This window comes from Tamaricihabitans halophyticus (assembly GCF_004340875.1).
GTDB classification, from domain to species: Bacteria; Actinomycetota; Actinomycetes; order Mycobacteriales; family Pseudonocardiaceae; genus Tamaricihabitans; species Tamaricihabitans halophyticus.
The window spans coordinates 1-14,078 of record NZ_SLXQ01000010.1 but is presented as its reverse complement, the minus strand read 5'-3'; the positions used below and the strand labels follow the sequence as shown (position 1 = coordinate 14,078).

The 14,078-nt window shown below is 66.8% G+C and carries 12 protein-coding genes; 7 read left to right on the top strand and 5 right to left on the bottom strand.

All coding sequences use genetic code 11. The features are described from left to right. Nucleotide 1 precedes the first annotated feature (1 nt). The 3 genes from EV191_RS20385 to EV191_RS20375 form a co-directional block, all read right to left on the bottom strand. A complete protein-coding gene (locus tag EV191_RS20385; RefSeq protein WP_132878743.1) occupies nucleotides 2-1,000 on the bottom strand; it encodes an iron-siderophore ABC transporter substrate-binding protein in 999 nt (332 codons plus the stop codon). A 127-nt stretch (nucleotides 1,001-1,127) separates the two neighbouring features. Then, entirely contained in the window at nucleotides 1,128-2,393 is a 1,266-nt protein-coding gene (locus EV191_RS20380) for a multidrug effflux MFS transporter (protein WP_132878742.1), read from the bottom strand. A gap of 154 nt (nucleotides 2,394-2,547) precedes the next feature. Next, entirely contained in the window at nucleotides 2,548-3,744 is a 1,197-nt protein-coding gene (locus EV191_RS20375; protein ID WP_132878741.1) for an ROK family transcriptional regulator, read from the bottom strand. A gap of 422 nt (nucleotides 3,745-4,166) precedes the next feature. Here EV191_RS20375 and EV191_RS20370 point away from each other — a divergent pair, with 422 nt between their 5' ends. From EV191_RS20370 to EV191_RS20340, 7 genes are all read left to right on the top strand, one after another. Further along, on the top strand, nucleotides 4,167-5,069 hold the full coding sequence (locus EV191_RS20370) for a sulfite exporter TauE/SafE family protein (protein ID WP_132878740.1): 903 nt from the start codon (nucleotides 4,167-4,169) through the stop codon (nucleotides 5,067-5,069). 135 nt (nucleotides 5,070-5,204) lie between these two features. Continuing rightward, the gene (gene ligD / locus EV191_RS20365; RefSeq protein ID WP_132878739.1) at nucleotides 5,205-6,209 is read left to right on the top strand and encodes a non-homologous end-joining DNA ligase; all 1,005 of its coding nucleotides are present in this window, start codon (nucleotides 5,205-5,207) and stop codon (nucleotides 6,207-6,209) included. Nucleotides 6,210-6,529: 320 nt separating this feature from the next. Continuing rightward, nucleotides 6,530-7,339, top strand: a complete 810-nt coding sequence (locus EV191_RS30905) for an NlpC/P60 family protein (RefSeq protein ID WP_341539630.1) — start codon at nucleotides 6,530-6,532, stop codon at nucleotides 7,337-7,339. Between the two features lie 51 nt (nucleotides 7,340-7,390). Next, nucleotides 7,391-8,023, top strand: coding sequence for a TetR/AcrR family transcriptional regulator (locus EV191_RS20355; RefSeq protein ID WP_132878738.1), 633 nt, complete (start codon nucleotides 7,391-7,393; stop codon nucleotides 8,021-8,023). Beyond that, nucleotides 8,013-8,729, top strand: coding sequence for a mycothiol-dependent nitroreductase Rv2466c family protein (locus EV191_RS20350; RefSeq protein ID WP_132878737.1), 717 nt, complete (start codon nucleotides 8,013-8,015; stop codon nucleotides 8,727-8,729). Before EV191_RS20355 ends, EV191_RS20350 begins: the two co-directional genes overlap by 11 nt. A gap of 9 nt (nucleotides 8,730-8,738) precedes the next feature. After that, on the top strand, nucleotides 8,739-9,563 hold the full coding sequence (locus EV191_RS20345; RefSeq protein WP_132878736.1) for a maleylpyruvate isomerase family mycothiol-dependent enzyme: 825 nt from the start codon (nucleotides 8,739-8,741) through the stop codon (nucleotides 9,561-9,563). Nucleotides 9,564-9,712: 149 nt separating this feature from the next. Continuing rightward, on the top strand, nucleotides 9,713-12,631 hold the full coding sequence (locus EV191_RS20340; protein WP_132878735.1) for an AfsR/SARP family transcriptional regulator: 2,919 nt from the start codon (nucleotides 9,713-9,715) through the stop codon (nucleotides 12,629-12,631). 34 nt (nucleotides 12,632-12,665) lie between these two features. Here EV191_RS20340 and EV191_RS20335 read toward each other — a convergent pair whose 3' ends face one another. Continuing rightward, nucleotides 12,666-13,208, bottom strand: coding sequence for a M23 family metallopeptidase (locus tag EV191_RS20335; protein WP_132878734.1), 543 nt, complete (start codon nucleotides 13,206-13,208; stop codon nucleotides 12,666-12,668). Between the two features lie 79 nt (nucleotides 13,209-13,287). Then, entirely contained in the window at nucleotides 13,288-13,761 is a 474-nt protein-coding gene (locus tag EV191_RS20330) for an OsmC family protein (RefSeq protein WP_243659088.1), read from the bottom strand. Nucleotides 13,762-14,078 lie beyond the last annotated feature (317 nt).

The following is a 14,078-nucleotide window of genomic DNA, read 5'->3' as shown; positions in this document are numbered from 1 at the left end:
ATCAGCCGCGGAGCGCTTCGGCGAACATCGGCACCGTCTTGTCCAGCGCGTAGGAAAGGCCCGCGACGGAGGCGCTGGAGAAGGCCTGGGAAACCGTTTCCTCCGACAACACGACCGATCGTCCATCTTGGACCGAAGGAACTGCCTGGTAGAGCGGATCCTGGGTGACTTCCTTGGCGTCAACGCCGATCAGGAACATCACCGTGAGATCGGCGTCCAGCAGATCGAGACGTTCCTCGGAAACGGGTACCGAGAAGTCCTCGCCGGCGAGCTGCTGGATCGCGGGCGAATTGCGGAAACCGAGTTCCTCCATGAACTCGACCCGGCCACCGCCGCGAACGTAGGCGGCATAGCTGCTCGCGCTGCGTACCCCGAGCACCACGCTGGCGTCCCGGAACTCGGGATTCTGCCGTGCCGCGGTAGCGAACTCGGCCTCCAGTCCCTCGCGCAGTTCGGTTGCCTCGGCCTGCTTGCCGAGCGCCTTGCCGATCATCGCCAGTTGATCCTGCCAACTGGTCAGATAGGCATTCGCGTCCTCGGGTGGACCCACGACGGGCACACCGAGCTCGCTGAGCTGGTCGTAGCGCTCCTGCTCGCCGCTCGCCCGAGTGTCCAGAATGAGGTCGGGATTGAGCTCGGCCAGCTTCTCCCTGTTCACCTCGAGAGTGCCAAGCATCTCGGGTGGCTCCTGGTAGCTCTGCTCCACCCACGGGCCGAGGCCATCCCCACCGATATCCAACCAGTCGGCCGCGCCAACCGGCTGCACGCCGAGCGCGAGGGCCACCTCCGCATCGCTCCAGCCGAGCGCGACCACCCGTTGCGGCGGCTCCTCGATCGTCACCGCACCGAACTCGGTGTCGATGGTGACCGGGTAGGCAGCGGCATCGCCGGCGCCCGACTGGCCGGACCCCGCGTCGGGCGTCTCCGTGCTACAGGCCGAAGCCGCGAAAAGCGCTCCCGCCACGGCGATCGTCAACATCGTGCCGGCACGACGGCGCATCGGACACCTCCGCGGTAGTTAGATTTGCCTAGCCTAACTAACCACGTTGGTGGCGGACTGTCCGCTATCCGATGATCGTTGTCACAGCCCGGTAGAGCGAACCGACATCGTTCGCCACAAGTCGAGATCAGGCAAGCACTGCCTGTCGCTGACCGCGCACCACGGAACCGAGCAGGCAGACCGCGATCACCACGCCAGCCGTCATCGCGATCGCCAGCGCGGGCCCGTCATTGCCGAACAGCCCGATCAGCGGCGCGAACAGCGCACCCAAGCCGAACTGACCGGTGCCCAGCATGCCCGCGGCAGTCCCCGCCGCCTCGCCGTGCCGGGAGAGCGCGAGCGCCGGAGCGTTCGGCATGACGAAACCCACCGCACCGAGCATCAACCACAGCGGCACCATGAACCCGACCAACCCGCCGATCTCCAGCACCGCGACGACGACCAGCGCCGCACCGAAGCCCGTGGCCGCGAGCAGTGCGGTGAAGACGATCTGTTTGGGGCTATACCGGTTGAGCAGCACTACGTTCAGCTGGGAAGCCAGGATGATCGACACCGCGCCGAGCCCGAACACGATCGCGAACTGCTGTTCCCCCAGACCGAACTGCTCCTGCAGGACAAAAGAAGACCCGGAGACATAGGAGAACAGCGCGGACATCGCCATGGCGGCGGTCAGCGCAAGCGCCACGAACTCCCAGTCGGTGATCAGTGACCGATAGGTGCGCAGCACCGGCCGGATCTCCCCGGAACGCCGCTTCTCCGGTGGCAGCGTCTCCTTCAGCGCGAAAAACCCGACGACAAGCAGCACCACGCCGAGCACCGCCAGTACGCCGAACACGCCGCGCCAGGAGGTATACCGCAGGACGGCGCCGCCAACGGTGGGCGCGAGAATTGGCGCAACGCCCATCACCAGCATCAGGCGGGACAGCGCGGTCGCCGCGGACCGGCCGCTGAACGTATCGCGCACTACGGCGAGCGCCACCACCGCGGTTGCCGCGGTACCAATGCCCTGGAGCACCCGCAAACCGCCGAGCACCACGATGTTCGGCGCCAGCAGGCACAACAGCGAGGACGCGATATGCAACGCGGTACCCGCGATCAGCGGAACTCGCCTGCCGACCGCGTCCGAGAACGGACCGATGACCAGCTGGCCAAACCCGAGGCCGAGCAGGGTGCCGGTCAGGGTGAGCTGCACCCCCGCGTCGGAGGCGAGCAGATCGTCGCGGATCGCGGGCAGCGCGGGCAGGTACATATCGATCGTCAGCGGCCCAAGCGCGACCAGCGCGCCGAGCACCAGAATCAGCCGGATGCGTCGCGCGCCACTAGGTTCGGCCAGCTCCGGTGATCCGACCGGCGCCGTCACGGCACCCGGATCGCGCGCTGCCGTCTTGTCCATAAAACCCCCAAGCTGGTACCTGGCCGTGGTCGGTCGAGCCGTGCCCGCCGCGCCACATCGAGCCGCGAACGCTCCGGCGAGTGCAGCGAAGCCAGGCGCGCATCTATTCCCAGGCACACCATGTGCGCCGCGCCACAATCCGCCCGGCGCGCGCTCAGTTCGACTCGAAAACCCTTGGCACCACGGAAAGCGGGAACTCGTACAGCTGGGTGAGCAAACCGGTACACGCCGCGATTGCCTGCACGTCGGGGCCGAATCCGGTCACCCGCACCAGATCCGTACCCGGCAACGCGGTATGCGCGGCGAAGCTGTCCAGTAGCTCGGGCAGGTAGTCCGGCGCATCGGTGATGGCCTGTCCACCGAGCACCACCACATCCGGATCGATGGCATCCCGCAGCAGCGCCACCGCCCTGCCAAGGGTCCGCGCCCGCTCGCTCAGGATCCGGACGGCTTCCTGGTCGCCATCCCTGGCCGCCTCCCTGAGCAGTCGGATACTCGGTTCGGTGAGCACCCCGGCGCGGATCGCCTTACGCAGCACGGCTAGCTCGGCGACGTTAGCTTCCAGACAGCCGGTACTTCCGCAGGAACAGCGGACGTCACCGCCGACGGGCAGATGCGCGATCGTCGATGCCCTACCCGGACCCCGATGCAGTCGACCGTGCACGGCGAATGCCGCGCCGACCATCTGCCTGGCATAGAAGTACAGCATGCTGCCCGAACCGGTACTCGACCCGAAAAGCAGTTCGGCGCTTGCCATCGCGGGCACGTGACCGTCCAGCCGCACCGGCAAGCCGGTCGCCCGCTCAAGCAGCGTCTGCGCAGGCACCTCCCGCCAGCCGAGCCCCTCGTGCGCGAGCGTGCCCCGCGTGGGGTCGGTCGCACCACCGCTGGCGACGCCGATCCCGATGATCTTGCGACGTGGCCAGCGGCGCAGGAAGGCGCGCGCCCGGCCGGCGATCTGCGCCAGCGCGTCTTCGGCGCCACCGCCCGGCGTCTCGAAGGTCTGCGAATCGAGCACCCCACCGCGCAGATCGGCGAGCCCGTAGGTGGTGGTCCGCACGCCGATGTGCACACCACAGGCGGCCACCACCTCGTTGTTGATGTCCACCGGCACCCGGGGCCGGCCAACCGCACCATTCGGCGAACGATCAGGCAGCTCGCGTAACAGCTCACGCTCGATCAGCGCGGCGACCTGCCGGCTCACCGTCGGCATGCTCAGCGCGGTAGCCCTGGCAATCGCGGCACGGGAAAGCGCGCCACGGCTCCGGATGGTCGCCAGCACCGCCGCGGCATTCGATTCCCGCACGTTGTCCGCACGATTACCCACCCTGGCATTTTCCGATATGCGCATTATTGGGAGTCAACCTCATAATTTCGAAGTGCCGAGGGTTCGGTCGGCTCAGCTGTTCGACTTCCGGGCCGTTCGGTTCTTTCCGGAAGAAATTCCGCGAAACCGGTTCGGTGTCCGTTCTGTCCAGTTGTCTATGGTAACCGATCCTCCACCATCCGCCGGATTGACCGGCAGCAGGCGACATGCCGGTTCCCGTGCGCAAGCTTTGCCGCATCGGAATGCCGTCGTCAATCGCTTCCGGGATATGAGAAAACCGGAACCCGTTATTTTCATGGCTTTATGAAAACTTGCCGGCCATTCGCGAGGAACCCTAACCTCGACTGGTCTCGGCGCCGTATTCCGCAGGCAGCGCAAAGCCGCGCATACCGAGAATCCGACCCCAGAAGCGGTCCCCACCCAGTCCGATCCCCGTTGAGGAAACCATGCAGCTGCTGTTGATCTACGCGCTCGTCGGCGCCGCCGCCCAACTCGTTGACGGCACGCTCGGCATGGCCTACGGCGTCACGTCCACGACGCTGCTACTCGCCGCGGGCACCACCCCGGCGATCGCCTCGGCCTCCGTACATTTCGCGGAGGTGGGCACCACCCTGGTTTCCGGGATTGCGCACTGGAAGTTCCAGAACGTGGATTGGCGAGTGGTGGTACGCATCGCGGGGCCCGGCGCGCTCGGCGCCATTTTTGGCGCCTATGTACTTTCGTCGCTGTCCACCGAGTTCGCCGAACCCTGGATGGCCGGACTGCTTCTGGTACTCGGGCTTTATGTGATTATCCGGTTCAGCTTCCTGAACGTAGCGGAAAAACTTCGCAAACCGCGGCCAGGGATGCGCTTCCTTGGCCCGCTCGGCCTGGTGGCCGGCTTCGTGGACGCCACCGGTGGCGGGGGCTGGGGACCAGTGGCCACAACCACCCTGCTGTCCAGCGGCCGCTTGGAACCGCGCAAGGTCATCGGTTCGGTGGACACCTCGGAGTTCGTCGTCGCGCTGGCCGCGAGCATCGGCTTCCTGTTCGCGCTCGGCGGTCAGGAACTGTCCTGGACGACGATCGCCGGATTGCTGATCGGTGGCGCGATCATGGCTCCGTTCGCCGCCTGGCTGGTGCGGATCATGCCGGCTCGCATCCTCGGTGCCGCCGCGGGCGGCCTGATCGTGCTCACCAACTCGAACACGCTGCTCTCCGCGTGGAATGTGGACACGGCCACCACGATCACCGTGCTCGTGGTAATCCTCGCTGGCTGGGCTACCGCGTTGACGATCGCGATCCGCGCGCTGCTCGCCGAGCGCCGTACGGCCAGAGCCACCGCCGCGGAGCCGGTGGAGACCGGCTGAATCTGGCCGAACTCGCGCTCGTCCGCGTAGGATCCCACTCGGGAGACGACCGCGAACCGCGCAGGAATCCGGGCCTGCCCTCGGTGACCCGCGCCGTCCATCTGGGACAGGCGGTACCGGGAGGGACGGACGGGTATGAGCGAACCGGTCAGCATCGACATCGACGGCACCGAGGTCACGGTGTCCAGTCCAGACAAAGTGTTCTTCCCTGAACGCGGGGAAACCAAGCTCGATCTGGTCCGGTACTACCAGGCCGTCGCCGACCCGATCATGGCCACCTTGCGCGGTCGGCCACTGTTACTCGAACGCTATCCGAACGGAGCGGGTGGCAAGTCCTGGTTCCAGAAGCGCGTGCCGAAGTCGACGCCCGAGTGGTTGACCACCACCGTGGTGGCCACACCGAACGGCACCACAAGCGATGCGCTGGTCGCGGCCGATCTCGCCCATCTCATCTGGGCGGTCAACCTCGGCTGCATTGGTTTCCACGTCTGGCCCTACCGCGCGGACAATCCGGACATCACTGACGAGCTACGCATCGACCTGGACCCCTCGCCTGGTGTCCGGTTCGAGCAGGTTGTGCTCGCCGCGCTGCGCACCAGGGAACTGCTCACCGAGCTGGGCATCGAAGCCCGACTGAAGACCTCCGGTTCCCGAGGCCTGCATGTCTACGTCGCGCTAGCCCCCCGGTGGAACGGCTACCAGGTCCGGGCGGCCGCGGTGGCGCTGGCTCGCGAGCTGGAGCGCCGGCATGGCGAGTTGATCACCGCACAGTGGTGGAAGGAAGAGCGCGGCTCCCGGGTTTTCGTGGACTTCAACCAGAACGCCCCGCATAAGACGGTATTCGGCGCCTGGTGCGTCCGTCCCACGGCCGCCGCCGTGGTGTCCACCCCGATCAGCTGGGCGGAGCTGGAGTCGGTGCGACCGGCCGAGCTGACCATCGCAACGGTTCCCGACCGTGTCGCGACACTCGGTGATCCCTGGGCGGACGCGAACGAGCGAGGACAATCGCTCGAACCGTTACTCGAGATGTCCGAACGGGACCTCGCGGCCGGAATGATGGACGCACCGTGGCCACCGGTGTATCCAAAACAGCCAAACGAACCACCCCGAGTAGCACCCAGTCGCGCAAGGCAGGATTGACAGAACAGTCAATAATATGCGCACGCAAGGCGAAAGAAATAGTCACGTGATATGGCGATCTTGATCACCAAGGCGCGGTAACACGAATCACAGCCGGTCGCGGCACGGGACGCGAACCCACCCTGATCGAGCTCTTTGAACTGGCCATATGCAGGGAAACTACGGGCAGTGAGTACCCCTGACCGAATGAATTCAGAGTTTCGTCTAGCGCTTTCCGTGGGCCATGTGTTTATTGTTCCGTGATTGAGCGATTCCGCGTATCGGCGCAACCCCGATTAGTCGATACGCGGAATCCGACCCCGAGCTCACCGGAGAACCCGTTGTCCACCTCTGCGTTATCCGATTCCGCCAGCCCCCGGCCGAGGTCCCGCGCGGTACGCCGCGGTACCGGCGCCGTCCTGTTGTCCGCGCTCACCGGTGCGTTGTTGATCAGCACCGCCCCCTCGGCCGCGGCCGTCGTGCCAAGCGAACAAACCATCAACGCAACGCCGGAGTCGATCACGTCGGGTAAGAGCGTCACCTTCAGCGGCAAGCTCACCGGTATCGGCGATCGCCCGCTCACCGACAAGGAAGTCGTCCTGGAACACCGCGCCAACGCCGACCAGGCGTGGCAGAGCGCCAACACCGGGAAGACCAACGACGAGGGCATCGCCTCGATTCCGGCGAAGATCACCGCCACCGCCGAATGGCGACTGCACTACCGAGGCGACCGGCTGTACGACCCCGGCGCCTCGAAAACCGTCCAGATCACCGCGACCAAGCCACCGCCGCCGAGCAAACCGATCAATCAGCGGATCGTGGAAACCGCCGCCGCGCAACGTGGCAAGCCGTACTCCTACGGCGCGGCGGGCCCGAACAAGTTCGACTGCTCGGGCCTGACCCAGTACGTGCACAAGCGTCTCGGCATCAACCTGCCGCGCACCTCGAGCGATCAACGGCAAGCCACCTCGAAGCTGGCAAGGGACCGGATGCGCCCTGGCGATCTGGTGTTCTTCCACGACGGTGGCAGCGTCTACCACGTGGGCATCTTCGCCGGCAACGGCAAGATCTGGGGCGCGCCCGAACCGGGCGACCACGTCCGGCTGCAGCAGATCTGGACGGACTCCTACACGGTGGGGCGCGCCTGGTGACACCGACGAGTTCTTGACTGACTGGTCAACTACTCGCTACCGTCGGCGGCTATGGGCCGGCCGTCGGACGCACGCGAGCGCATCGTCCGCGCCGCCGCGAAGCTGTTTCTGACGCGCAGCTACCAGATCGTCGGCGTCACCGAACTCTGCGCGGCGGCGGACGTGCGCAAGGGCAGCTTCTATCACTACTTCCCTTCGAAGGCAGATCTGGTCAAAGCGGTCATCGACCTCCATATCGAGGCGCTGGACGCGCGACTGAGCGAGCACCGCACGGACGATCCAGTACAACGCCTGCGGGCTACCGCCGAGGCGATCGGCGCGATCCAGGCCCGGTTCGAGCAACGGTTCGGCAGGGTCGTCGGCTGCCCCTTTGGCAACCTCGCGGCCGAGGTCGCCACCACCGATGACGAGATCCGCGAGCATCTGGCAGGGGCTTTTCAACGCTGGGAGCGGCGCATCGCCGAAGCCTGCCATCGTGCGGCCGCCGAGGGCGCGCTGCGTACCGACCCGGACCGGCTGGCCAAGCTGATCCTTGGGCAGGCACAAGGCGCCATCCTGCTCGCCAAGGCCACCGGCTCGCCCGCGAGCGAGGTACCGGCGGCGCTGCGCGAGCTGATCGACGCGCATCTTCACCTGGACGGCAGGCAAGGCGCCGAACACCAAGGAGTCGGTCATGGGCGATAGCGCGGTACACACCGTAGATTTCCACTTCGACCCGATGTGCCCCTTCGCTTATCACACCTCCGTGTGGCTGCGGGAGGTGCGGGAGGTACTCGGATTCGCCGTACGCTGGCGATTCTTCAGCCTCGAGGAGATCAACCGCGCCGAGGGCAAGAAACACCCCTGGCAGCGTCCCTGGTCGTACGGCTGGTCGCTGATGCGGATCGGTGCGTTGCTACGGCGCACGGACAACGCCCTCGTCGATGATTGGTACGCGAAGATCGGTCACACGTTGCACGTGGCTGGCGGCAAACCGCATGACCCGGAAGTGGCGAGGGCGCTGCTCGCCGAACTCGGCCACGACCCCGCGCTACTCGAGGTCGCGATCGAGGACGAAAGCACCCATCAGGACGTGCATGCCGACCACCAGCGAGTGATCGACGCGGGCGGCTTCGGGGTGCCCACGCTGTTCTTGCGCGGCACCGACTCCGGCTCCGCGCAGTGCCTGTTCGGCCCGGTGCTGATCGACCCACCAACCGGGCAGCGCGCCGTCGAGCTGTGGCGAGTGGTTACCGGAATGTCCCAGTTCCCGAACGTCTTCGAGCTACAGCGACCAAAGAGCGCGGTAGACCAGGCGGCCATCGAAACCGCGCTACGCCCCTACCTCGCCGGCCGCGACTGGCACAGCGTGAATCGGGGTCAGATCGTCGAATTCCAGCATACATCTTAGGAGCAGCCGATGCCCGCGCCCGCAATCACCAAAGAGCCGCTCGTCGATCTGCTCGCCGCCGAATGGTCCGCATTGGACGAACTGCTTGGCGAGCTGCCCACGGCCATGTGGACCGCGCCGAGTAACCTGCCCGGCTGGACCATTCAGGACATCGTGGCGCATATGCTCGGCACCGAGCTGTCGCTGCTCGGAAACTCTCCACCGGACGACGATTCCGACGTCACCGAACTGTCGCATGTGCACAATGAGATCGGTGCGATGAACGAGCGGTGGGTGCGGTCGTTTCGTGATCACCAGCCAGCCGCGATGCGCGAGCGGTTCCGTGAGGTCACCACGCAACGGGTGGCCGCGCTACGCGCCATGTCGCAAGAGGACTTTGATGGTCCATCATGGACTCCAGCGGGGCCGGGAACCTATGGCAGGTTCATGCAGTTTCGGCACTTCGATTGCTGGATCCACGAACAGGACATTCGGGACACCGCGGGCATTCCTGGTCGTGAATCGGGCCCGAGCGCGGAAGAGGTCCTCGACGAGATCACCCGCGCGCTCGGCTTCATCGTCGGCAAACGAGCCGGCGTGCCAGACGGCGATTCGGTGACGATCCAGGTCCACGGCGGGCCGCGGCGGACGATGCACGTGGTTGTGGACGGTAGAGCGAAGGTGGTCGATCAGCTACCCGGCCAGCCGAGCACCACTCTTGAGCTGCCAGCCGGCCTGTTCATCCGGCTCGCCGCGGGCCGGCTGGATCCCGCGAAACACCTCGACGAGGTTCGGATCAGCGGCGATGAAACGCTCGGTAAACGAATCGTGGGTTACCTCTCGTACGTGTTGTGATGGGCACTTTTCGGCCTGGAGTGCACCATTCGGCACAGGCAATCGACGATTTCGAAAGATATTCACCGACATTTGTCGATTCTGGTGTGAACCTGGGCTAGTTCCGGCATACCATTCCGGCACGACCCTGCTGGACCGGTGGTGCGCCGTTGACATCTGCCACGACGTTTCGCGTGCTTGGTCCGCTCCAGGTAGAGCGGGCCGGCGCCGTGCTGCCGCTCGGCGGCCCGAAGCCTCGGCTACTGCTGGCCACGCTGCTCCTGCATCCGTCCAGCACGGTATCCACCGACACGTTGATCGATGTGCTCTGGCCGGATCGACCGCCTGCCTCGGCGACGGCGAACGTGCATACCTACGTGCATCAGCTGCGCCGGCTGATTACCCCCGCCCCGACCGTCGACGGCGCGCCCCGGATCGTCCGTGAATCGTCCGGCTACCAGCTGGAACTCGCGGACGAGCACCTGGATATGCGCCAGTTCCGCGCTGCCTGCGATACCGCGCGTGAAGCGCTGCGCGGCGCACACACGGTGGCCGCGCTCGCCGCACTGGACAACGCCTGCGCGCTGTGGCGTGGCCAGGTGCTCGCCGGCCTACCCGGCACGCCGGCGTGGGACGGAGTGGTGGCCAGCCTTGGTGAGCAATGGTTGTGGGCGCAGGAGCGCCGGCTGGCGCTGCGCGCGGAGCTGGATGCCGATGCCCCCTCGGTACTTGCCGAGCTACGTGGCCTGCTCACCGAGCATCCGTTGCACGAGCCGTTCTGGCATCAGTTGATCAACATACTGCGCGAGCAGGACCGGGTTCCCGAGGCACTGCAGGCCTATGCCGATCTCGAACAGATGCTGCGCGCCGAACTGGACACCGAACCCTCGGCACCACTACGGCGATTACGCGCCGACCTGGCCAACCGGGCTGGCCCGGCCGACACCCAGGCGCTCCAGCCGCATACCAGCGCGCCGCCGAGCATCCCACCGGCGCGGCAGCTGCCCTTCGATGTACCGGATTTCACCGGCAGGCACACCACGGTGGCCGAGCTCACCGCACTGCTGCGGGACCGCGCGCTGCGCGATCAGCCGGCGCTCGTCGTGCTCACCGGTGCGCCAGGTATCGGGAAAACCGCACTGGCCGTACATCTGGCGCATGCCGCGCGTGGGCTGTATCCAGATGGGCAACTGCACGTCGAGCTGGGTGGTACGGCGGCGCATCCGAGACAGCCGAGCGATGTACTTGCCGAGCTGCTGCGTGGACTCGGCGTAGCCGGATCGGCGCTGCCTGCCGGCCAGGCCGAACGCGCGGCGTTACTACGCTCCCGCTTGGCAAGCGCCCGCGTGTGCCTGTTGCTCGAGGACGCCAGCAGCGCGGCCCAGGTTGCCCCACTACTACCCGGCACCAGCCGCAGTGCGGTACTGGTGACCAGCCGGAACCGGATGCCGGACCTGGCCGGCGCGTATAGCGTGCAGCTGCCCGCGCTACCCGAGCAGGAGGCGCTGCGGCTACTGGCGGCGGTCGCGGGCCACGACCGGATCGCGGCCGAGCAACCAAGCGCCGAGGAGATCGTGCGGGCCTGTGGCGGGCTGCCGCTGGCGGTTCGGATCGCCGGAGCGAAGCTCGCTGGCCGGTCCGACTGGTCGCTCGCGTTACTCGCCGAGCGGCTGCGGGACGAACGGGATCGGCTCGACGAGTTACGGATCGGCGATCTCGAGGTCCGGGCAGCCGTCGAACTCAGCTACGCGTTGCTGGACACCACGGCGGCACGTGGCTTCCGACTCCTCAGCACCCTCGGCCAGCTGCGGTTTCCCAGCTGGGTACTCGCCGCCCTGCTCGATCTGGCTGGCGCCGAGCACGTGCTGGACACGCTGGTGGATGCCAGCCTTGTCGAACTCGCCGGCACGGATGCCTGCGGCCAGCCCCGCTACCGCCTACCGGAGCTGGTGCGCTGCCACGCCATCGAATGCGCCGATACGGACGACATCGGCGACCGGCTCGCCGCGCTACGCAGAGTGCTCGAGGGCTACCTTGCTCTGATTGGCGACGCGACCAGCCGGATCCCGGCACGGTTTCTCGGCCTGACCCCGGGGCCAAAGAACGGTCACTGGCGGCCGGCCGCGCCGAGCGCGCCCCGACAGCCGTGCACGGCGCCGCTGGACTGGCTGGGTGCCGAAATCGCCAACGTCGTAGCGCTGGTCTCGGTTGCCGCCGAAGGCGGACTTCCCGATCTGGCCTGGCGACTCGCCGCCGCCTACACGCCGTACTTCGACCTGCGCGGGCTACGCGATGTCTGGCGGGACAGCCATGAGATCGCGCTGCGCGCCGCCCGCGAAGCAGGTTCCAGCCACGGCGAAGCGGTGATCCGACGCAACCAGGGCCAGCTCTACCTGTATCAGGATCTGTACCCGCAGGCGCGGATCGCCTTCGAGGCCGCGCATGACCTGTTCGAATCGCTTGGTCAGAAGCATGGTGCCGCGGTCGCCCGTACCGGCCTTGCCTCCGTGGCACGCCACCAGGGCGATAACGAGCGTTCCCTCGCGCACTGCGAGACCGCGCTGAGCGGGTTCCGGGCGATGGACGATCTGTCCGGTTCGGCCGTCGCCATGCTCGGCATCGGCTCGGTGTGGCTGGAACGCTCGGCCTATCCCGCCGCGGCCGACTGGTTCGACTCGGCGCGCCAGCTGTGTGCGCGGATCGGCGACCAGCACCGCGAAGCGCATGCGAACAGCCGGTTGGGCGGGCTACGCAGGCTCACCGGCGCGCTCCAGGTCGCCCGCGAACACCTCCAGCAGGCGATCACGATCTTCGAAGAGCTCGGCGACGAGCAGTGCGTCAGCTACGCCCGACAGGAGTTGGGCGCGGTGTTCCTGGACGATGGCGAGTTGGCGCGGGCAAAACCGCTGCTGGTTGACGCGCTGCGGGTGCACCAGCGACGGGCGGACCGCAGGGGAGCGGCCGAGGTAGCCGAACTGCTCGGCCGGCTCCACGAAGCACTCGGCCGCCCGGACCGCGCGCTCGGCTACCGAACGCGGGCACGATCCCTCTGGGCCTCGCTCGAGGCGGGTAGTACCCGGGGCGCGTGAACCCACCTGCCCCGGGATGCCCGCTTCCCGCCGATCAGCAGCCGGTGCTGCTGGTGATCGGGGTGTCGCCGTAGTACTTGATCGCCACGCCGTTCAGCACCACCCGCTCGACGCTGCTGCCAGACCGCTGTTCGTAGTGCAGATGAGGTCCGGTCGAACCGCCCGTGTTACCGACCTTTCCGATCGGGTCGCCGGTTTTCACCGCGTCACCTTCCTGGACGTCCTGCGCGCTCAGATGCGCGTACCAGGTGGTCCAGCCATCGGCGTGCTCGATCACGATGAATTTCCCGTAGCTTTCGCCACCCAGGTCCTCCACCCTGCTCACGGTGCCGTCCGCGCTCGCCAGCACCGGCTGCCCGTCGGCATCGGCGCGCTGGAAATCCACCGAATTCTGCGGATTGTGGTTGGCGCGGGTATTCGCGTTCCACTCCTGGTTGCATTCGAACGGTGTCCGGAAGTTGATCTCCGCGGTTTCGGCGCTCTGCGCCGCGGTCGGTGCGGCCGTGCCCAGCACGACCAGCGCGGCCGCGGCCGTACCGACCCCGGCTAACGACCGCTTGATGGAAATACGGTTCATGACGGCTGCTCCCTAGGTGCCCGGATTCTCGAACAGATCGCAACCTAGGGAGACCGTCTACATCATCGATACATTCGCGCTACCCGACCCGCACCACTGGCGTGTGGTGCACCGGGAAGTTCACCGAACGCGCGATGAAGCACTTCGGGCCGATGTCGCCATGCAGCTCTTCGGCCTTGGTCACCATCGACTGTTCGGTCACCATGATCTCCGGACGCAGCGTCACCGAACGAAAGGCACCGCCGCCGCCCCGCTCGTCCATCACCATGGTGCCGGTCGGGCGATCCAGGTAGCTGGTGACCACTACCCCGGCGCTGGACGCCAAGTGCAGGTACCACAACATATGGCACTGAGACAGCGCGGCGACCAGCAGTTCCTCGGGGTTCCACCGGTCGGTGTCGCCGCGGAACGCGGGATCAGCGGAGCCCAACAACACCGGCTTACCGACCGCGCGTACCTCGTGCGTGCGGTCGAAATCGCGGTAGCCGCTCGTACCCGTCCCCCGGTTGCCCTGCCATTCGACGGCCAGCTCGTACTCGTGTTCGCGTTGCACGGCGGAAGCGTAGCCACGCACCCCGACACAGCCGGACTTTCGCCTGGTGGGGTGGTCCGTTTTGCGTCCGTTGCACCCCCGCGCGACCCGCCCGACTACCCGAACGGTGTAATCCATAGCGGCCAGTTGCACCCACCCCCTGGCAGATCCCGAGAACCGGAGGCCAACAGCGATGACGCAGTCCCGAGCGGCCGAGCCCGTGGCTGTCCCCACCAAGCCGTCCTCGGGTGGGGTGGCGCGGAAGTATCGCCCGGAGGTTCAGGGGTTGCGGGCGTTGGCTGTGTTGTTGGTGGTGGCGTATCACGTGTGGCTGGATC

Coding starts and splice junctions, on each gene's coding strand:
- EV191_RS20345 (WP_132878736.1), top strand. CDS start 8,739: ATGCCCGCGCCCGCAATCACCAAAGAGCCGCTCGTCGATCTGCTCGCC.
- EV191_RS20335 (WP_132878734.1), bottom strand. CDS start 13,208: ATGAACCGTATTTCCATCAAGCGGTCGTTAGCCGGGGTCGGTACGGCC.
- EV191_RS20350 (WP_132878737.1), top strand. CDS start 8,013: ATGGGCGATAGCGCGGTACACACCGTAGATTTCCACTTCGACCCGATG.
- ligD (WP_132878739.1), top strand. CDS start 5,205: ATGAGCGAACCGGTCAGCATCGACATCGACGGCACCGAGGTCACGGTG.
- EV191_RS20375 (WP_132878741.1), bottom strand. CDS start 3,744: ATGCGCATATCGGAAAATGCCAGGGTGGGTAATCGTGCGGACAACGTG.
- EV191_RS20385 (WP_132878743.1), bottom strand. CDS start 1,000: ATGCGCCGTCGTGCCGGCACGATGTTGACGATCGCCGTGGCGGGAGCG.
- EV191_RS20370 (WP_132878740.1), top strand. CDS start 4,167: ATGCAGCTGCTGTTGATCTACGCGCTCGTCGGCGCCGCCGCCCAACTC.
- EV191_RS20380 (WP_132878742.1), bottom strand. CDS start 2,393: ATGGACAAGACGGCAGCGCGCGATCCGGGTGCCGTGACGGCGCCGGTC.
- EV191_RS20355 (WP_132878738.1), top strand. CDS start 7,391: ATGGGCCGGCCGTCGGACGCACGCGAGCGCATCGTCCGCGCCGCCGCG.